We start from the raw sequence: 17,962 nt of genomic DNA on the forward strand, positions 1-17,962 counted from the left end.
CCTCGCGGGCCTGAGCCATGGCCGCCCCGATCCCGTCGGTGACGAAGGTGAACGTCGTGCCACCCTTCATCGTCACCTGCTCGCGCGGGTGGTGGCTCGCGCACTCGGGCCAGGCGCGGCCCGGGTCACCGGCCACGGCCTGGGGCATCCCCGCCGCCCTCGACGTCTCCCCCACCATCCGACCGCTCCACGCCCCCCTCTCAGGCGACGGCGGCACCGGCTCCCCCGCCGATGGCGCGCTCGCGGAAGGTGCGCCCCTCGGCAGCGCGACCGTCGATGGCGCGCCCGCAGCCGGTCGACCCCTCGGTAGCCCATCCGGCAGCTCCGTTGACGGCGGGCCCCTCGGTGGCGCGTCTGTCGGTGGCGCGCGCGTGGACGGCCGGGCGCTCGGTGCCGCGTCTCTCCGTGAGGGCGGGCTCGTCGGTGGCGTGTCCGGCGATCGCGCGTCCCTCAGAGGCGGGCTGGTGCCGACGGCGGCGGACGCGATCGCGCTGGAGCGGGCGCGGATCGCCGGTGAGGTCCACGACGCCGCCGGGCACGGGCTGGCGGCCATCGCCATGCAGGCGGGCGTCGCGCTCGTCACCCTCGACGAGAACCCCGAGCAGGCGCGCGCCTCGCTCCAGGCCATCAGGGAGACCAGCCTCACGGCGCTCACCCAGCTCCGCGCGGCCCTCGACCGCCTCGACCCGCCGCGTTCACCCGCCGCCTCAAGGAACCCCGACGCCCCGATGGCGAGCACCGACGCGACGACAGCCGCGCTCACGCCTGCCGGCGTGCGGACGCCCGTCGAGGAGAGGGAACGCGGCGACGGCTGGGCAAGCGGTGACGGGCGGGCGCGTGGGGAGGATCTGGCGGGCCTGATCGACGGCGTCCGTGCCGCTGGGCTGGTGGTGGACGTCGAGCCCGCCACCCTGGACGTGCCCGCCCACCTCCGGGACACGGTGTACCGAGTGGTCCGCGAGTCGCTCACCAACGTCCTGCGCCACGCCGGTCCGACGACGGCGCTGGTGCGGGTGGGCCACGCCTCTGGCGCGTTCGTCCTGGAGATCTCCGACCGGGGCAGCGGCCGGGCAGGCGCGGACGGCGACCAGTCCGGGGCCGTCGAGGGCCGGGGGCTCGCCGGGATGCGCGCCCGGGTGATCGCGGCGGGAGGGCGGTTCGCCGCCGGCCCCGGCGCGGACGGCGGTTTCCGCGTCGTCGCCACGTTCCCGCAGGACGCTGCGTGACCCCACCCGAACACACCCCACCCGGTCACACCGTGCCCGGTCACACCGTGCCCGAACACCCCCTGGCCGATCAAAGCTCGGCCGGTCACACCGTGCCCGAACACCCTCCGGCCGATCACGCCCGGCAGGACGGCGGTGTCAGGGTGGCCATCGCCGACGACCAGGCGGTGGTGCGGATGGGCTTGAGGGCGCTCATCGAGCGGGAGCCGGGCCTGGAGTGCGTCGGCGAGGCGGCTGACGGGGCAGCGGCGTTGCGGCTCATCCGGGAGACCCGCCCGGACGTGCTGCTGCTCGACATCCGCATGCCCGGCATGGACGGTCTCGCCACGCTCAGGGCGATCGCCGACGACCGGCAGCTGAGCGGCACCAGGATCGTGGTGGTGACCACGTTCGCCGTGGACGAGTACGTCTTCGCCGCCCTCCAGGCCGGGGCCAGCGGCTTCGTCCTCAAGGACAGCGCCCCTGACGAACTGGTCAACGCGGTCCGCGTGGTGGCGGCGGGCGAGGCGCTGCTCTCACCCGCGATCACCAGGAAGGTCATCGGCCTGTTCGGACGGCACGGCACGGAGCCCGTGGAGGGGCTCGACACGCTCACCCCCCGCGAGCGGGAGCTGGTCGCGTGGGTGGCCACGGGCAGGTCGAACGAGGAGATCGCCAAGGAGCTGGTGATCAGTCCCGACACCGTGCGCACGCACGTCAGCCGGGCCATGGTGAAGCTGCGCGCCCGCGACCGCGCCCAGCTGGTCGTCTTCGCCATGCGCGCCGGCCTCGCCCTGCCCACCTGACCCGCCCCGGACGCCCGGCGACCCGCCGACGCCGACCGGCCGAACCCACCTGACCCACCCCGGGCGCCCAGGCGGCCCGACGATGCCGACCGCCCAGGCCCGCCAGAACGGCGCTCATCGAGGACCTGTCCTCGCTAGCGCTTCGCCTCGTAGTGCAGCGCGGTGATCCCGCACTCGAACGACCGTGCCGCGACGAGGCGCAGCTCCGTGCGGTCGGCGAACACCGGCATCCCGGCGCCGCTCGCGGTCGGGTTGACGAACAGGTGGAGTTCGTCGATCAGCTTGTTGGCGATGAGGCTCGCGACGAGCGAGCCGCCGCCGTAGACGATCATGTCGCCGCCCGGCTGCGCTTTGAGCTGGTTGATCGTTTCGGCGAGGTCACCGCCGACCACGGTCGCGTTCTCCCAGGGCGACTCGGTGAGCGAGTTGGAGATCACGACCTTGGGGGTGTTGTTCATCCAGTCGATGGTCTTCTCGTCCTCGCTCTCAGGACGCGAGGCCCAGGCCGGGATGAACCCTTCGGCAAGCTTGCGACCGAGCAGGATGCGGTCAACCGACTCTTCGAGAGCGTTGATGTAGGCATTGATATCGCCAGTCCACGGGAGCATCATCCAGTCCATCTCGCCGTTGGGGCCGGCCATGTAGCCATCAACGGTGACCTGGACCTGGAGCTTGAGCCTGCGCATGGGTGCTTCCTCTCCGTGCCGTTGTCTCGTGGCTCCACAGTGGCGGAAAGGTCTTACGATCTCCTTCCGACGGGCTTAAGGTCTTGGAGGCATGAACACGAGCCGGCCTCGCTGGCAGTTCACGATGCATGCCGAGCCGCGAGACGGCGCTTGCTCGCCGGCAGGACGCCGCTCATCACCAAGAACAGCGCCCGCAAGGAGAAGATCCGGGCTCGCCAGGCCCGCGACCGGCGAGGCAGACGACGCCGCCGCCCGCGCGCATCTCGGCGCCCTCCTCCTCACCGGTCGGCGCGTCGGGCCGCAGCAGCGGAGGGACCAGCGCGTTGCTGTCCCACTCCGGGTGACGCAGCACTGTGCGGAACCTGGTCACCAGCCAGGCATCGATGCCGAACAGCCTTGAAACGGCAGTAGCTTGGCGTATGCGGCGGGTAGGCGAAGGGCTACGGTGCATGCAACGCGTCGGCGGCGCGGATCGCATGCAGGAGGGACAGGCGTGATGTCGAGCGGTGATGCGGCTTCCGCGCTGCGGGAAACGCGCGGGCCGCGCAAGGTTCCACTGAGCAATCCCGATCGACGCCGGGAGGTCCTGGACGCCGTCCTGGAGCTGCTCGCCGAGGTGGGCTATGAACGGTTGACCATGGACATGGTCGCGCAGCGCGCCCGGGCCAGCAAGGCCACGCTCTATCAGCGCTGGCCGTCCAAGGCCCGCCTGGCGGTGGCCGCCCTGGAACAGCACCGGCCGCACATCACCGACCACGACACCGGTTGCCTCGTCGAAGACCTGCGACACCTGCTCATCTCGTGGCTGGCCGGCTGGACGCACCTCGATCGCGGACTGGCGATCGCGCTGCTGGAGGGCAGCAGAACCGACGCCGAGCTCGCCCGCCTGCGCCGCGAGCGGCTGCGCCGTCCGCTCCGCCAAGCCGCCAAGGCGATGCTTGCCCGGGCACGTCAGCGTGGGGAGATCCCCGACGGCGTCGATGCGGACCTGCTGCTGGAGATGCCGTTGTCGCTGGTGCTGATGCAGGTGCTGATCGAAGGCGCAGAACCCGACCGCGCGCTCGTCGACCGGGTCGTGGACCGGGCGCTGGCTCCCCTGCTCGGCACCCCGCATGAACACAGAAGGTGACGACTCCGGTATTGTGCGTATAGTACGAAGGCGTACTATGGGGCTGTGAGCACCACCACCGGATGAAGGGGAAGCCGTCCCATGAACGCAGCCCAGTCCCTCGCCGTGACCCTGCCCACACAGCGCAGCTGCCCGTTCGATCCGCCCTCGCAGTACCAGAGCCTGCAACGACAGCGGCCGATCGCCCCTCTGGCCTTCCCCGACGGAACCGTGGGCTGGCTGCTGACCCGGCACAAGGACGTCCGCGCGGTGCTGGCCGACGACCGGTTCAGCTCCGACCGCGAAAGGGCCTCCTCCCCGGTGCGCCGCAACCTGTTCCGCCCCGAGGACCGCCCCGGGCTGCTGCTGAACATGGACCCCCCGCAACACACCCACTACCGGCGCATGCTCACCCGCTACTTCACCGTGCGCCAGATGCGCGCCCTGGCCCCGAGGATCGAGCGGATCGTCGCCGACCACCTCGACGCCATGCACCAGGCCGGCCCCACAGTGGACCTCGTGCCGGCCTTCGCCCGGCCGATCCCCTCGCTGGTGATCTGCGAGCTGCTCGGCGTGCCCTACGCCGACCGGGACGGCTTCCAGCAGCGCACCGCCACCCTCCTCAAGCTCGACGTCCCCGAAGACGAGGCGCGGCAGGCCCGCCAGGCGCTGCGGCAGTACATGCGCGACCTGGTCGCCACCAAACGTGAGCACCCCGACGACGCCCTGCTCAGCACCCTGATCCAAGCAGCACAGGACCCGCAGACGGCGCTGACCGACGAGGAACTGGCCGGCATCGGCCTGTTGCTGCTGGTCGCCGGACATGAGACGACCGCCAACATGCTGGCCCTGGGCACCTACGGCCTGCTGCGCCACCCCGACCAGCTGCATACTCTGCGCGAGCACCCCGAGGTCATCGAACACGCGGTCGAGGAACTCCTGCGCTACCTGACCATCCTGCAGTTCGGCCCCGTCAGGGTCGCCCGCCAGGACGTCGAGATCGGCGGCCAGCTCATCCGCGCCGGACAGACCGTCCTGCTCGCCCTGGCCGCCGCCAACCGCGACCCCGACCACTTCGCCGACCCCGACGAGCTCGACCTGACCCGCGAGCCCTCGCAGCACGTCTCCTTCGGACACGGCGTCCACCAGTGCCTGGGCCAGCAACTGGCCCGCGTCGAGATGCACATCGCCTTCCCCGCCCTGCTCGGCCGCTTCCCCACCCTTCGCCTTGCCGTACCGCCGGAGCAGGTCCCGATGCGCGACGACATGTTCATCTACGGCGTTCACGCCCTTCCCGTCACCTGGGACAGGTGATCAACGACTATCTCTGTCGGCGCCTCGGCCGTTCACCGTGCCGACGGCACACCAGCAACCGAAACGGAGGAAGACCGTGTGCGGTATTGCGGGATGGATCTCTTATCAGCGGGATCTGCGCGCCGAGCAGGCGATCGTGGACGCGATGACGCAGACGATGGCCTGCCGCGGCCCGGATGACAGCGGCACCTGGATCCAGGGCCACGCCGCACTCGGCCATCGACGACTGGCCGTCATCGACCTGCCCGGCGGCCGGCAGCCCATGAGCGTCCAGGACGCGGGCGAGACGGTGGTCATGGTCTACTCCGGCGAGGTCTACAACTTCACGCAGCTGCGGCAGCAGCTCACCGCCCGAGGCCACCGTTTCACCACCGACTCCGACACCGAGGTGGTGCTGCACGGCTACCTGGAGTGGGGCGAGGCCGTCACCGAGCGGCTCAACGGCATGTACGCCTTCGCCATCTGGGACGCCCGCGAGCACAAGCTCGTCATGGTCCGCGACCGGATGGGCATCAAACCCCTCTACTACCACCCCACCCCCGACGGGGTGCTGTTCGGTTCCGAGCCCAAGGCGATCCTCGCCAACCCCCTCGCCTCGCGCACCGTGACGCTGGACGGCCTGCGGGAGACGTTCGCGTTCGTCAAGACCCCCGGCCATGCCATCTGGCAGGGGATGCGCGAGGTCGAGCCGGGCACGGTGGTCACCGTCAGCCCGGAGGGCATCCGCACCCGCATCTACTGGTCGCTGCAGACCCGGCCGCATCCCGACGACAGGGACGACTCCATCACCCGGGTGCGGGAGCTGCTGGAGGACATCATCCGCCGCCAGCTCGTCGCGGACGTACCGCGCTGCACCCTGCTCTCCGGCGGCTTGGACTCCTCGGCCATGACCGCCCTGGCCGCCCGTCAACTCGCCGCGGCCGGGGAGAAGATCCGCAGCTTCGCCGTCGACTTCGTCGGCCAGAGCGAGAACTTCATCCCCGACGACCTACGCGCGACCCCGGACGGTCCCTACGTCCACGACGTGGCCGGCAACTCCGCGACCGAGCATCAGGACATCGTGCTCAGCTCCGACCAGCTGGCCGACCCCGAGGTACGGGTCCGCGTGATCCGGGCCAGGGACCTCCCCATCGCCATGGGCGACATGGACGCCTCCCTGTATCTGCTGTTCAAGGCCATCAGGCAGCGCTCGACGGTAGCCCTGTCGGGAGAGTCCGCCGACGAGGTGTTCGGCGGCTACCAGCAGTTCTTCGACCCCGCGGCCCGGGCCGCCGACACCTTCCCCTGGCTGGTGCGCCTCCGACAGCACTTCGGCGACGACGACCACGTCCTCAACCAGGACGTCACCAACGCCCTCGACCTCGGCAGCTACGTCCAGGACAGCTACCGCCAGGCGGTGGCCGGGATCCAACGCCTCGACGGCGAAAGCGACTTCGAGTACCGGATGCGGCAGATCAGCCACCTTCACCTCACCCGCTTCGTCCGCGTCCTGCTGGACCGCAAAGACCGCATGAGCATGGCGGTCGGCCTGGAAGTCCGCGTGCCGTTCTGCGACCACAGGCTGGTGGAGTACGTCTACAACGCCCCCTGGGAGCTGAAGTCGTTCGACGGCCGGGAGAAGAGCCTGCTGCGCGAGGCCACCGCCGACCTGCTCCCCCGGTCGGTGTACGAGAGGGTCAAGAGCCCCTACCCCTCCACCCAGGACCCCGCATACGCCGTAGCACTGCAGAACCAGGTCAAGGACCTCCTGAGCACCCCCTCGCACCGGGTGTTCGACCTGGTCAGCCGCGAACGGCTCGCCCGCGCCGCCGGCACCGACGTACCCCAGATCAGCCAGGCGTCCCGACGCGGCCTGGAGATGACCCTCAACCTCGCCCTCTGGATCGACCTGTACTCCCCGGACCTGACGCTCAGCTGAGCCCAACGGGCCTCGGAGTGCACCCGAGCCACCGGCAGGGTCAGCAGTTCGGCATCGGCTTGCTTGGGCGGACGTCCTCTAGTGCTGTGGCCCCGCCGTCCACGACCGGAGCTTCTCGGGGTTGCGTACGCCCCAGATGTGCTTGATCCGGTCGCCTGCGACGTCGAACGCCATCACCACCACGGTGACGCCGTCTTGCTGAGCCACCAGACCGGGCTGACCGTTGACCCTGCGCTCCAGGAGCGTCAGGCCGGGTACCCTGCCGGCGATGTCGACGGCGTAGCGCGCGATCCGCTCGCCGCCTTCGATCGGACGGAGCGCGGTGCTGACCAGGCCGCCGCCGTCGCCGGTCGCCGTGGCGTCGGGGTCGAGGAGGCCGATGAGGGCGTCGATGTCCTTGGCCTCCCAGGCCTGCTTGAAGTCCCTGACGAGGTCGGCCTGCCGGGCCGTCGAGGCCGCGTGAGCCTGCGACGCGCCAATGCGACGGCGGGCCGACGAGGCCAGCCGGCGGCACGCCGCCGGCGTACGGCCGACAATCTCGGCCACTTCGGCGAAGGCGTAGCGGAAGACATCGTGCAGGATGAACGCGACACGCTCGGCCGGGGTCATCGATTCGAGCACGACGAGGAAGGCCATGTTGACCGACTCGTCGAGAGTGACCCGGTCGGCCGGGTCACTTGAGGTGCCGCCCGGCCGCCCGCTGATCCACTCCGTACGATCGGGCAGCGGCTCCGGGATCCATTCGCCCACGTAGCGCTCCCGCCGGGCCCGTGCCGAGCCGAGCAGGTCGAGGCAGATGCGGCTGGCGACCGTCGTCAACCAGGCGCCGGGGGACACGATGGCCTCCTGCTGCTGCCGGGACATGGCGTACCAGCGGGCGTACGTCTCCTGTACGACATCCTCGGCATCGGCCAGGGAGCCGAGGAGCCGGTACGCCAGATTGATCAGCTGACGCCGCTCGCTCATGATCGCGCTCAGGCTCGGATCGTGCCGTGGCTCGGACTGGGTGGTCATGGTGTCGCCGACTTTCCTTGGGTGCATCTGCCCTCACCAGATCGACGAGACAACGCCGCGGAATGTGAGGTCGGCGGGTCGCCTCACATTCCCAGCGGCTGTGTCGTCGGACTAATGAGACACCATCCAGCACGTAAGAAGCCCAGCGCCCCCGGCCGGTCCGCGGATCGCCGTCGCAACGCATGATCGTCCCGCTGGATGGTGGACCAGATCGTAAGCCTCCAACCACCGCTGGGCTTGAGAAGGGAAGACCCCGCATGTCCACGCCCACGACGACCAAGCAGGACAAGCCCATGTTCTTCCGTGTCGTGATCGCCCTGCAAACCTTGGCCGTCTTCGCCGCGCCGATCACCGCCGGACTGTTGTTGTCCTCGCCCGACGGACGGGTGCTGCACAGTGTTTCGGCGTACGGGGTGTTCACCGCGGCGGTGCTGCACCTGGTCGCCGCGATCTTGGTGTGGCGGCCGGGCGGCGGCTCGCCCAGGCCCATCTTGTCCGCGATCGGGTTCCTGGGGCTCACGCTGGCGCAGATAGTGCTGGGCATCGCGCACGTGAAGACCCTGCACGTCCCCTTGGGCGTCCTGCTGTTCGGCATCAGCGTCCTTCAGCTGCGCCAGGTCTTGGGCGGCCGACGCGCTCTGCCCCGACCAGACCACCGCTGAGATGGAGAAGGGAAGACCCTGCATGTCCATACCCACGACGACCGAGCAGGACGACCTCCGGTCGCGTCTGCCCGACCCCGCCCAGTTCTTCCCCGAGCTGGCACAGATCGCCGGAGCCATGTCCAAGGCCACCCGGAACGGTTCGATTCCGCAGACCACCATCAGCCTGGTGCAGCTCCGCGCCGGGCAGATCGTCGGCAGCACGTACCACACCGTCCGGCAAACCGGCCTCCTCCGCAAGGCCGGGGAGACCGAGGAGCGCATCACCGCTGTCGCCTCATGGCAGGACGCCCCCTACTTCACCGGCGCCGAACGGGTCGCCCTGGAGCTCGTGGAGGCGGCCCGTGGGCAGGCCGACCGTGGGCGGGCCGCTATCTCAGGAAGCCCTCGTAGTTGCGCTGCTGGAGCTGGGCTTCGATCTGCTTCACGGTTTCCAGGCCGACGCCGACCATGATCAGCAGGCTCGTCCCGCCGAACGGGAAGTTCTGCTGCGTCCCCGGGTCACGCAGGACGGCGAAGGCCACCAGCGGGATCAGCGCGAGTCCTCCCAGGTAGAGCGCTCCGGGGGCCGTCAGCCGCGACAGGACGTAGGCCAGGTACTGCGAGGTCGGCCGCCCAGGCCGCAGCCCGGGGACGAATCCCCCGTACCGCTTCATGTTGTCGGCGATCTCCACCGGGTTGAAGGTGATCGACACGTAGAAGTAGGCGAACCCGACGATGAGCAGCACGTACACGGTCATGTACAGCGGATGCGTCCCGGACGTCAGGTTGCGCGCCACCCAGCCGCCCACCTCGTCCCCGAGCAGCGGCGCGGCCAGCGTCGGCAGATACAGCAGCGACGAGGTGAAGATGACCGGCACGATCCCCGCCTGGTTGACCTTGAGCGGGATGTAGGTGCTGCTGCCGCCGTACATCCGCCGCCCCACCATCCGCTTGGCGTACTGGACGGGGATGCGCCGCTGCGCCTGCTCCACGAAAACCACGGCGGCGACGAGGAACACTCCCGACACCAGCATCACGGCGAGCGCGACGGGGTTGACCAGCAGGATGGTCGACACGTACGACGGGAACACGGCCACGACCTGCGTGAACATCAGGATCGACATGCCGTTGCCGATCCCCCGCTCGGTGACCAGCTCGCCCAGCCACATGACAGCGCACGTCCCGGCCACCATGGTGAAGACGATCACGGTGACGGCGAGCAGGCTCTGGTCGTGCAGGAGCGGGGTGGCGCACCCCGGCAGCAGCTGCCCGGTGCGGGCCAGCGCGACGACGGTGGTGGCGTTGAGCGTGGCCAGCCCGACGGTCAGGTACCGCGTGTACTGGGTGATCTTCGCCTGGCCCGCGTGGCCCTCCTTCCTGAGCTGGTCCAGCCGGGGCACCAGGACGGCGAAGAGCTGCAGGATGATGCTGGCGGTGATGTACGGCATGACGCCCAGCGCGAACACCGACAGCTTGAGCATCGAGCCGCCGCTCAGCAGCTGCATCATGTCGAACAGCCCGCCCCGCGCCGACCCCATGCACTGCTGGATCGCCACGACGTTCACGCCCGGCGACGGCAGGAACTGCCCGAACCGGAAGAGCGCGGTGACTCCCAGCGTGAACAGCAGCTTCTTGCGCAGTTCCGGCACGCGGAACGCCCTGGCGAACACGGTAAGCATGAGCCTTGAGTCTGGCCGCGCGGCGGCGCGGGGTCGTCCGCTGAGGCGCGGCACCGGCGTACGCAGATCCGCGTACGCGGCAGACTGGCCGCATGACTCCTGTCTGGGTGATCAGCGGGCCGCCGGGGGCGGGCAAGTCCACGGTGGCGGCGGCGTTGCTGGCCCACCTCGACCCGCCGCCCGCCCTGCTCGACAAGGACACGGTGTACGGCGACTTCGTGGCCAAGGTCCTGGAGGGGTACGGCAGGGAGCCGGGCGAGCGCGAGGGCCCGTGGTACGACGAGCACGTCAAGCGCTTCGAGTACGCGGGCCTGACGCGGCTGGCCAGGCAGATCCGCGGGCACGGCTGCCCGGTGATGCTCGACGGGCCGTTCACCAGCCAGGTCCACTCGGCCGAGCTGTGGCGGCGGTGGGTGGAGGAGCTGGGCGGCCCGCCCGTCCAGCTGGTGTGGGTCCGCTCCGACGGGCCGACGCTGCGCGAGCGCCTGGTCGCCAGGGGCCTCGGCAGGGACGCGGGCAAGCTGGCGGCGTTCGAGGCGTACCTGAAGGCGATCATGGTGGACGAGCCTCCGGCCGTCCCGCATCTGGAGATCGACAACCGGCCGGGGGCGGCGCCGCTGGAGGCGCAGCTCAGCGCGGCGGGTATGCGGCCGCGAGCAGGGCGGGCAGGCGCGGCACCAGGCGGGTGAAGCGGCCCTGCTCGTAGCCCGCGTCGGGCTGGTTGCTGAGCTGCTGGGAGACGAGCCCGGCGATCAGGGCGGCCGCCAGGTCGAGCCCTTCCTCACTCGTGGCGTCGGGGTGCAGCTCGCCCTGCTCCACCGCGTCGCCGATCAGGGCGGCGAAGTGCGCGCGGATGGCGAGGGCGGGCGCGTACGCCTGCTCGGACGGCGTGAACCCGGGCACCGGACGCCAGAACAGCAGCTGGGCCAGCACCTGGTTGGCCATGATCCACCGGGCGCCCGCCTCGTACGAGGCTCCGAGCGCCCGCAGGCCGGGCGGGTGCGACTCGGCGGCCTCCCGGACCGCGTCGAGGTACCCCTGCTGGCCCAGCGCGAACAGCGCGTCGTAGACCGCGTTCCTGGACGCGAAGTACCTGTACAGCGAGGGCGGCTGGACGCCGAGCCGCCTGGCGACCGTCGACAGGCTCAGCCCGGCGACTCCCTCCTCGGCCATCACGTCGAGCGCGAGGTCGAGGATCTCGGCCTGCGTCTCGGCCCTGCGCCGTGCTCTGCGGTCGGGAATGTCTGCCACGGCATGTAGCTTACGCTATGGGTGTTAGCTAAAGCTATGGAGGATCGCATGTCGCGCGACATCGTGCTCACCGGACTGCGGCAGAACAACCTGAAGGACGTCTCGCTACGGCTGCCCAAGGAGCGGCTCACGGTCTTCACCGGAGTGTCGGGCTCGGGCAAGTCCTCGATCGTGTTCTCCACGATCGCCGCGGAGTCGCAGCGCCAGCTCAACGCCACGTTCAGCGCCTTCGTCAGGAACCGGCTGCCGAAACACGAGCGCCCGCGGGCCGAGAGGCTGGCCAACCTGACCGCGGCCGTCGTCGTGGACCAGAAGCCGGTCGGCGGCAACGCCCGTTCGACGGTCGGCACGATGACCGAGATCCACCCGATCCTGCGCGTGCTGTTCTCGCGGCGCGGCGAGCCGTCGGCAGGCCCCGCGACCGCGTACTCGTTCAACGACCCCCAGGGCATGTGCCCCGAGTGCGACGGCATGGGACGAAAGGTGGAGGTAGACCTAGATCGACTGATAAATCGGGACCTGTCGCTTGACGAGGGCGCCATCCGCCTCTTCCCCGTCGGAACGTACGCCTGGCAGCTGTACGCCAGGTCCGGCCTGTTCGACCCGGGCAAGCCGGTGCGCGACTTCACCGCGAAGGAGCTCGACCTGCTGCTGCACGGCGGCGGCTTCAAGGTGAACAGGGGCGACTACGAGAACACCTACGAGGGCGTGGTCACCCGCTTCAACCGGCTCCACCTCAACCGCGACGTCGACTCCCTGGACGAGGCCGCCAAACAGGTCGTCCGCGAGGCCACCTGCCCGGCGTGCGGCGGCGCGCGGCTCAACGCGGCGGCGCTGGCCTCGCTGATCGGCGGGCGCAACCTCGCCGATCTGTGCGCGATGGAGATCACCGACCTGATCGAGCTGCTCGACGGGCTCGGCGACCCGGTGGCCGACGCGGCGGTGGAGTCGCTGCGCAGGATCGACGCGATCGGCCTCGGCTACCTGAGCCTCGACCGCGAGACGCCCACCCTGTCGGGCGGCGAGGCGCAGCGGCTGAAGACCGTCCGCCACCTCGGCAGCAGCCTCACGGGGATGACCTACATCTTCGACGAGCCCAGCGTCGGCCTGCACCCGCGCGACGTGCACCGCCTCGGCGACCTGCTGCTCGAACTGCGCGACAAGGGCAACACGGTGCTGGTCGTCGAGCACGACCGCGACCTGATCGCGCTGGCCGACCACGTCGTGGACCTCGGGCCCGGCGCGGGTTCCGAGGGCGGCAGGGTGGTGTTCGAGGGGACGGTCTCGGGGCTGCGCGCGGGCGGCACGCTCACCGGGCGGATGCTCAACCGGGTCACCGGGTTCAAGGACGCCTGCCGCACGCCGTCCGGATGGCTGACGGTCAGCGACGCCCGCACGCACAACCTGAAGAACGTGACGGTCCGCGTGCCCCTGGGCGCGCTCACGTCGGTCACCGGTGTCGCGGGGTCGGGCAAGAGCACGCTGGCCACGGACGAGCTGGTCGCCCAGCACCCCGGCACGATCCTCGTCGACCAGTCGGCCATCGCTGCCTCCCCCCGTTCTACCCCGGCCACCTACCTGGCCGCGATGGACCCGCTGCGCAGGCAGTTCGCCGAGGCCAACGGCGTGCGGCCGGGCCTGTTCAGCTTCAATTCGGCGGGCGCCTGCCCGGCGTGCAAGGGACGCGGCGAGATCAAGACGGACCTGGCGTTCATGGACCCGGTGACCCGGACCTGCGACGTGTGCGGCGGCACCCGCTACAGCGCCGAGGCGCTCTCCCACCGGCTCGGCGGCAGGACGATCGCGCAGGTGCTGGACCTGACGGCGGACGAGGCGGCCCGCGCCTACAGCCTGCCTGGCCTGTCCAGGCTCGGCGAGCTGGGCCTCGGCCACCTGACGCTGGGCCGGCCGCTGAGCACGCTGTCAGGCGGCGAGCGCCAGCGGCTGAAGCTGGCGCACCGGCTGCACGAGAGCGGCAACGTCTACGTCTTCGACGAGCCCACCACCGGCCTGCACATGGCGGACGTCGACACGCTCCTGGCGCTGCTCGACCGCCTGGTGGACGCGGGCAACACGGTCGTCGTCGTCGAGCACGACCTGGACGTGGTCAAGCACGCCGACTGGGTCATCGACCTGGGCCCGGAGGCGGGCCAGCACGGCGGCGAGGTGGTCTTCGAGGGCACCCCGGCCGCCCTCAGCCAAGCCTCCACCTATACCGCGAAATATCTCGCTAAGTCACTCGATACTGCTCGTCACGGACGTCGATGATCGCCATGTGCCCCGGCAGGTGGCCGATCGCGAACTCGACCCCGCTGGCCATGACCGCCGCCTGCGGCGTCATCCCGCACGCCCAGAACAGCGGCACCTCCCCCGGCCGAACCTCCACGGGGTCGCCGAAGTCGGGCCGTCCGAGGTCCTCGATCCCGATGGCGGCCGGGTCCCCCGCGTGCACGGGCGCCCCGTGCACCAGCGGATACCGTCCGGTCACCTCGATCGCGAGGCCCACCAGCTCCTCGGGCACCGGACGCATCGACACCACGAGCGGGCCCGACAGCGGGCCCGACGGCTCGCACGCCACGCTCGTGCGGTACATCGGCACGTTCGTCCCGAGCTCCAGGTGCCTGACCGGGACGCCTGCCCGCAGCAACGCCTGCTCGAAGGTGAAGCTGCACCCGATGAGGAACGGCACCAGGTCGTCGCGCCACTCCTGCATCACGTCGTCGAGGTCCGCGACGGGACGCCCGTCGCGGTAGAGCCGGTAGCCGGGCAGGTCGGTGCGCAGGTCGCCGGGGAACAGCTCGGTGGACCGCACGCCGGGTTCGCCCACGTCGAGCACCGGGCAGGCCTGGGCGTTGCGGTGGGCGAACAGCAGCAGCTCGTAGCCGAGCCGCCGGGGCACCGCGATCAGGTTGGCCTGCGTCCAGCCCCTGCACCAGCCCGCCGTCGGCACCCGCACCCCCGCGCGGAAGCGCTCGCGCGCCTGCGCGGGTGTCAGGTCAGCGACATCCACGTCTCGACAGTACGCCTGACGAGTGATGGTGCGCTGTGCGGCGTTCGTTCACCGGGAGCAGGGCCGTGGGACGGTTGTAATCTCTTGGGCCATGGGGGCGTGGAATGCGGAGAATCAGGGCACTTCCGGGGCGGCGGGCCCCGTCCCTTCCTGGCAGGCGCCCGGCGACACCGAACGTGATCTGTACGAGGCCAAGACGCGCGGCGACTGGGCCGCGTACTTCGACGTCCTCGCCGGCGCGGACCTGTATCACGCGATGTCACGCGCCCAGGCCGACTCCAAGCCCGGCTGGGTCTCTTACAGCGCCGTGCCCTGGGGACCTCGGCCTGACTTCAGGTGTCTCGTGTTCCTCACCGACGGGATGCTCCCGGCGCCCGCGGCCGACCCGGTCTTCTTCGAGGCCGATCTGGAGCAGCTCGCCCAGGACTGGCCCCAGGACGACGAATGGCTGGCCATCAACCCCGGCACCCCCTGCGAAGCGTTCTTCCCCGCGACGGCCGCCCATCGGCAGACGTGGCGCCGGCACGCCGACCGGATTCCCCACCCTCGCCGAAACCAGCTGCGCATGCTGTGGTCAGGGGGCCCGCTGCACGGCCCCGTCGCTCACGGTCTCGCCTGCGGGGCCCTTCTCTGCGTGAACAACGCCTCACTCTGGAACGCGATGGGCTGGCATGGCACCGGCTACGTCCGCGAGAGGAGACGCCTGGAGGAGTGGTGGGGAATCACCAGCCGAGAGGAGTGGGTGCGTGCCGAGGAGGAGCTTCTCAAGGGCCGGATGAGCAGCCCGTTCTGGGGATTCGTGCTGCGCGTACGCAGCGCGCTCGCCCGCGACTTCGGCGGCGTGGTCGAGGTGGACCACTGGCGGCAGGTGACCTCTCGGGTCATTCGGCACCGCGCCGCGGAAGAGACCACCCCCGACGGGGTCACCGGGACGGCCCTCCACAGCGCCTCCGAGACGGAGGCCGAGGTCGCCGGAGCACAACGCCTCATCGGACGAATCACCCGGTACGAGGCGCGATTCCGTGCGGACGGGCTGCTCGCCGAGGGCAGGTTCGTCCGCACGGTGGAGGCGTGGGACTACGGGCGGGCCTCGAAGATGGCCCGCTGGGGGCTCGGTGCCCGCTACTGCGACCTGGCGGAGGCCGAGCAGGCGGTCCTCCGCGCCGGACAGGTCAGCAAGATCAACTACCGTTCCTGGGAAGAGTTCTCGGCGGCCTACATCCTGGGACGTTGCCTCCACTTCGACGAGGAGGAGTTCGGTGACTGGTACGAGGACATGCTCAAGGCGCACAGAATCCTGACGACCGACCCGAACAGCCCCTGGCTCAACATCCCCTTCACCTGACCATGCGGCACAGCAGGCGGTTCCGCGCCCAGCTGTGGGCCCGGCTCAGCCGGACGTGACCACCGGCTCGACCGGCCTGGCCGCGCGTTCGTCGTAGACCTGGCGGGCGGCCAGCACCTCATCGGCGTGCTCGGCGGACCAGGCGGCGACGACCCCCAGCATGGCGGTGGCGCTCCTGCCCAGGTCGGTCAGCTCGTACTCGACGCGCGGCGGGATCGTCGGGTAGACGGTGCGGGTGGCCAGGCCGTCTCGTTCCATCGCCCGCAGGGTCTGGGAGAGCATCTTCTGGGTGATGCCGTCCAGCATCCTGCGCAGCTCGTTGAAGCGCCTGGGGCCGTCGAGCAGGGCCCCCATGGCGAGCGTCGTCCACTTGTTGGTGAGCATGTCGAGGACGGTGCGGGGCTTGCACGCCCGCAGGAACGCGTCCGCGCCGCCGTACGCACGGAGATCCGGAAACCTGGTACCCATGAGGTACCTGAATACCAATCAGGTGCCTTCTTCACAAGAGATACCGACCCGGCAAGCATGGCGACATACCGACTCAGCGAGGAGATGTCGCAATATGCGCGCGATCGTTTACCGTTCCTTCGGCGGTCCCGAGGTGCTGGAACTCGCCGAGGTCGAGCGGCCCGTGCCGGAACGGCACGAGGTGCTGGTCCGGGTCCGGGCGGCGGGCGTGAACCCGCCCGACTACAAGCTGCGGCGCACGCCGTACCCGCCGCGCTACACCGAGCCGCCGCTCACCCCCGGCTGGGACGTGTCGGGCGTGGTCGAGGAGGCCGGACGCTACACCGCCAGATTCAAGCCCGGCGACGAGGTGTTCGGCATGCTGAACTTCCCGCACCCCGCCGCCGCCTACGCCGAGTACGTGGTGGCCCGGCCGCGGCAGCTCGCCCGCAAGCCCGCCGGGGTCGGCCACGTCCAGGCTGCCGCGCTGCCCATGGCCGCGCTGACGGCGTGGCAGGCGTTCGAGGACGTCGCCGAGATCCGGCCCGGCCAGCGGGTGCTCGTCCACGCGGCGGCGGGCGGGGTCGGCCACCTGGTCGTGCAGCTCGCCAAGCTGCGCGGCGCGTACGTCATCGGCACCACAAGGGCGAGCAAGCACGACTTCGTGCTCGGCCTGGGCGCGGACGAGGTGATCGACTACACCGCCGTCGACTTCGCCGAGGCCGTGTCCGGGGTCGACGTCGTGGTCGACCTGGTCGGCGGCGACTACCCGCGCCGGTCGCTGCCGGTGCTGCGTCCTGACGGCACGTTCGTCGGGGCAGCGGGCATGACCGACGGGGACGCCGAGGCGTACGACAGGGCGGGCGTCCGGTGGGACAGCTTCAGCGTGGAGCCGGACCACGCGGCGCTGGAGTCGATCGCGCGACTGGTGGCCGACGGGAAGCTGACCGCCCACGTGGACCAGGTCTTCCCGCTGGCCGACGCCGCCAAGGCGCACGAGCTGATGGAGAGCGGCGCGTTCACCGGCAAGCTCGTGCTGGACGTCTAATACTCGACCTCGAACGTGTGGGGGCCGAGGGTGAAGCCGGCGCCCTTGGGCACGACGTAGCCGTGCCCGACGAGCTTGGCCAGGCTCCGCCGCACGTCCTCGTCGGTGAGGCCGGTGGCGTGCACCAGCGCCGCCGGCTCGGCGCCGCCGCCCTCGAGCACCTGCGACGCGACCGCCTCGTACACGTGGATGTCGACGTCCGACAGGGCCTGCACGTCGTGATCGCAGTCCATCAGCGCTGCCTCGCTCCCTCCCTGAGCCGTTCCGGGTTGATCTGGCGCTCGGGGTAGCGGCGCAGGTACTCCGATTCGAGCTCGTTGGTCCTGGACGTGTGCGTCGCGAGCGCGTCGTCCGAGCCGTGCAGGAAGGTGTCGGTACGGGTGGCATGGAGATGCCGCAGCTCACGCAGCAGGTCGTGGTCTCCGAGTTCCCTTGGGTCGATTCCCATCATCGTCATGGGGTGCCCCCTACCCCAGAAGACCCCCGA

The 17,962-nt window shown here is 70.5% G+C and carries 19 protein-coding genes; 11 read left to right on the plus strand and 8 right to left on the minus strand.

What is annotated here, in order from left to right; genetic code table 11:
- The first annotated feature begins 428 nt into the window (after positions 1–428).
- Both ABT294_RS29000 and ABT294_RS29005 read left to right on the plus strand, forming a co-directional pair.
- On the plus strand, positions 429–1,226 hold the full coding sequence (locus ABT294_RS29000) for a sensor histidine kinase (RefSeq protein ID WP_350809459.1): 798 nt from the start codon (positions 429–431) through the stop codon (positions 1,224–1,226).
- A gap of 92 nt (positions 1,227–1,318) precedes the next feature.
- Positions 1,319–2,011: a response regulator gene (locus tag ABT294_RS29005; RefSeq protein WP_350809658.1), complete on the plus strand. Its 693-nt coding sequence runs from the start codon at positions 1,319–1,321 to the stop codon at positions 2,009–2,011.
- Positions 2,012–2,145: 134 nt separating this feature from the next.
- Here the strand turns inward: ABT294_RS29005 and ABT294_RS29010 are convergent, their stop codons facing one another.
- Positions 2,146–2,697, minus strand: coding sequence for a dihydrofolate reductase family protein (locus ABT294_RS29010; protein ID WP_350809460.1), 552 nt, complete (start codon positions 2,695–2,697; stop codon positions 2,146–2,148).
- A gap of 496 nt (positions 2,698–3,193) precedes the next feature.
- On the opposite strand from ABT294_RS29010, the gene ABT294_RS29015 reads away from it, so the two are divergent.
- The 3 genes from ABT294_RS29015 to asnB all read left to right on the plus strand — a co-directional run bounded on the left by ABT294_RS29015 (position 3,194) and on the right by asnB (position 7,037).
- Positions 3,194–3,826 (plus strand): TetR/AcrR family transcriptional regulator, encoded by a 633-nt coding sequence (locus ABT294_RS29015; RefSeq protein ID WP_350809659.1) that lies wholly within the window; start codon positions 3,194–3,196, stop codon positions 3,824–3,826.
- Between the two features lie 81 nt (positions 3,827–3,907).
- Positions 3,908–5,119, plus strand: a complete 1,212-nt coding sequence (locus tag ABT294_RS29020; protein ID WP_350809461.1) for a cytochrome P450 — start codon at positions 3,908–3,910, stop codon at positions 5,117–5,119.
- 76 nt (positions 5,120–5,195) lie between these two features.
- A complete protein-coding gene (asnB, locus tag ABT294_RS29025) occupies positions 5,196–7,037 on the plus strand; it encodes an asparagine synthase (glutamine-hydrolyzing) (protein WP_350809462.1) in 1,842 nt (613 codons plus the stop codon).
- A gap of 78 nt (positions 7,038–7,115) precedes the next feature.
- Here the strand turns inward: asnB and sigJ are convergent, their stop codons facing one another.
- Positions 7,116–8,051: an RNA polymerase sigma factor SigJ gene (sigJ, locus tag ABT294_RS29030; RefSeq protein ID WP_350809463.1), complete on the minus strand. Its 936-nt coding sequence runs from the start codon at positions 8,049–8,051 to the stop codon at positions 7,116–7,118.
- 257 nt (positions 8,052–8,308) lie between these two features.
- Here sigJ and ABT294_RS29035 point away from each other — a divergent pair, with 257 nt between their 5' ends.
- The gene (locus ABT294_RS29035) at positions 8,309–8,713 is read left to right on the plus strand and encodes a hypothetical protein (RefSeq protein ID WP_350809464.1); all 405 of its coding nucleotides are present in this window, start codon (positions 8,309–8,311) and stop codon (positions 8,711–8,713) included.
- A 22-nt stretch (positions 8,714–8,735) separates the two neighbouring features.
- Entirely contained in the window at positions 8,736–9,167 is a 432-nt protein-coding gene (locus ABT294_RS29040) for a carboxymuconolactone decarboxylase family protein (protein WP_350809465.1), read from the plus strand.
- Here ABT294_RS29040 and secY read toward each other — a convergent pair.
- Positions 9,085–10,374 (minus strand): preprotein translocase subunit SecY, encoded by a 1,290-nt coding sequence (gene secY / locus ABT294_RS29045; RefSeq protein ID WP_350809466.1) that lies wholly within the window; start codon positions 10,372–10,374, stop codon positions 9,085–9,087. The genes ABT294_RS29040 and secY overlap by 83 nt on opposite strands.
- A 92-nt stretch (positions 10,375–10,466) precedes the next feature.
- On the opposite strand from secY, the gene ABT294_RS29050 reads away from it, so the two are divergent.
- The gene (locus ABT294_RS29050) at positions 10,467–11,063 is read left to right on the plus strand and encodes a P-loop nucleotide/nucleoside kinase family protein (RefSeq protein WP_350809467.1); all 597 of its coding nucleotides are present in this window, start codon (positions 10,467–10,469) and stop codon (positions 11,061–11,063) included.
- Here the strand turns inward: ABT294_RS29050 and ABT294_RS29055 are convergent.
- A complete protein-coding gene (locus tag ABT294_RS29055; protein WP_350809468.1) occupies positions 11,005–11,625 on the minus strand; it encodes a TetR/AcrR family transcriptional regulator in 621 nt (206 codons plus the stop codon). The two genes, ABT294_RS29050 and ABT294_RS29055, sit on opposite strands and share 59 nt — an antisense overlap.
- A 48-nt stretch (positions 11,626–11,673) precedes the next feature.
- Here ABT294_RS29055 and ABT294_RS29060 point away from each other — a divergent pair, with 48 nt between their 5' ends.
- A complete protein-coding gene (locus tag ABT294_RS29060) occupies positions 11,674–13,893 on the plus strand; it encodes an ATP-binding cassette domain-containing protein (RefSeq protein ID WP_350809469.1) in 2,220 nt (739 codons plus the stop codon).
- Here the strand turns inward: ABT294_RS29060 and ABT294_RS29065 are convergent.
- Positions 13,856–14,635, minus strand: coding sequence for a putative hydro-lyase (locus tag ABT294_RS29065; RefSeq protein WP_350809470.1), 780 nt, complete (start codon positions 14,633–14,635; stop codon positions 13,856–13,858). The genes ABT294_RS29060 and ABT294_RS29065 overlap by 38 nt on opposite strands.
- Positions 14,636–14,726: 91 nt before the next feature.
- Between ABT294_RS29065 and ABT294_RS29070 the strand changes: the two genes are divergently transcribed.
- Positions 14,727–15,980, plus strand: a complete 1,254-nt coding sequence (locus ABT294_RS29070) for a DUF1266 domain-containing protein (RefSeq protein WP_350809471.1) — start codon at positions 14,727–14,729, stop codon at positions 15,978–15,980.
- Between the two features lie 45 nt (positions 15,981–16,025).
- On the opposite strand, the gene ABT294_RS29075 is transcribed toward ABT294_RS29070, so the two are convergent.
- Positions 16,026–16,448 carry a winged helix-turn-helix transcriptional regulator gene (locus ABT294_RS29075; protein ID WP_350809472.1) on the minus strand — a complete coding sequence of 141 codons (423 nt, stop codon included), beginning with the start codon at positions 16,446–16,448 and terminating at the stop codon, positions 16,026–16,028.
- 94 nt (positions 16,449–16,542) lie between these two features.
- On the opposite strand from ABT294_RS29075, the gene ABT294_RS29080 reads away from it, so the two are divergent.
- Positions 16,543–17,475, plus strand: coding sequence for an NADP-dependent oxidoreductase (locus ABT294_RS29080; RefSeq protein WP_350809473.1), 933 nt, complete (start codon positions 16,543–16,545; stop codon positions 17,473–17,475).
- On the opposite strand, the gene ABT294_RS29085 is transcribed toward ABT294_RS29080, so the two are convergent.
- Positions 17,472–17,708: a hypothetical protein gene (locus tag ABT294_RS29085; protein ID WP_350809474.1), complete on the minus strand. Its 237-nt coding sequence runs from the start codon at positions 17,706–17,708 to the stop codon at positions 17,472–17,474. The two genes, ABT294_RS29080 and ABT294_RS29085, sit on opposite strands and share 4 nt — an antisense overlap.
- On the minus strand, positions 17,708–17,932 hold the full coding sequence (locus ABT294_RS29090) for a DUF6158 family protein (RefSeq protein ID WP_350809475.1): 225 nt from the start codon (positions 17,930–17,932) through the stop codon (positions 17,708–17,710). Before ABT294_RS29090 ends, ABT294_RS29085 begins: the two co-directional genes overlap by 1 nt.
- Positions 17,933–17,962 lie beyond the last annotated feature (30 nt).

The organism is Nonomuraea sp. NPDC000554 (assembly GCF_040300065.1).
Taxonomy (GTDB): domain Bacteria; phylum Actinomycetota; class Actinomycetes; order Streptosporangiales; family Streptosporangiaceae; genus Nonomuraea.

What these genes read in the sequence shown, in the direction of transcription:
- ABT294_RS29010 (WP_350809460.1), bottom strand. Translation starts at nt 2,697, where the DNA reads ATGCGCAGGCTCAAGCTCCAGGTCCAGGTCACCGTTGATGGCTACATG.
- ABT294_RS29015 (WP_350809659.1), top strand. Translation starts at nt 3,194, where the DNA reads ATGTCGAGCGGTGATGCGGCTTCCGCGCTGCGGGAAACGCGCGGGCCG.
- ABT294_RS29020 (WP_350809461.1), top strand. Translation starts at nt 3,908, where the DNA reads ATGAACGCAGCCCAGTCCCTCGCCGTGACCCTGCCCACACAGCGCAGC.
- sigJ (WP_350809463.1), bottom strand. Translation starts at nt 8,051, where the DNA reads ATGACCACCCAGTCCGAGCCACGGCACGATCCGAGCCTGAGCGCGATC.
- ABT294_RS29035 (WP_350809464.1), top strand. Translation starts at nt 8,309, where the DNA reads ATGTCCACGCCCACGACGACCAAGCAGGACAAGCCCATGTTCTTCCGT.
- ABT294_RS29040 (WP_350809465.1), top strand. Translation starts at nt 8,736, where the DNA reads ATGTCCATACCCACGACGACCGAGCAGGACGACCTCCGGTCGCGTCTG.
- secY (WP_350809466.1), bottom strand. Translation starts at nt 10,374, where the DNA reads ATGCTTACCGTGTTCGCCAGGGCGTTCCGCGTGCCGGAACTGCGCAAG.
- ABT294_RS29050 (WP_350809467.1), top strand. Translation starts at nt 10,467, where the DNA reads ATGACTCCTGTCTGGGTGATCAGCGGGCCGCCGGGGGCGGGCAAGTCC.
- ABT294_RS29060 (WP_350809469.1), top strand. Translation starts at nt 11,674, where the DNA reads ATGTCGCGCGACATCGTGCTCACCGGACTGCGGCAGAACAACCTGAAG.
- ABT294_RS29070 (WP_350809471.1), top strand. Translation starts at nt 14,727, where the DNA reads ATGGGGGCGTGGAATGCGGAGAATCAGGGCACTTCCGGGGCGGCGGGC.
- ABT294_RS29075 (WP_350809472.1), bottom strand. Translation starts at nt 16,448, where the DNA reads ATGGGTACCAGGTTTCCGGATCTCCGTGCGTACGGCGGCGCGGACGCG.
- ABT294_RS29080 (WP_350809473.1), top strand. Translation starts at nt 16,543, where the DNA reads ATGCGCGCGATCGTTTACCGTTCCTTCGGCGGTCCCGAGGTGCTGGAA.
- ABT294_RS29085 (WP_350809474.1), bottom strand. Translation starts at nt 17,708, where the DNA reads ATGGACTGCGATCACGACGTGCAGGCCCTGTCGGACGTCGACATCCAC.
- ABT294_RS29090 (WP_350809475.1), bottom strand. Translation starts at nt 17,932, where the DNA reads ATGACGATGATGGGAATCGACCCAAGGGAACTCGGAGACCACGACCTG.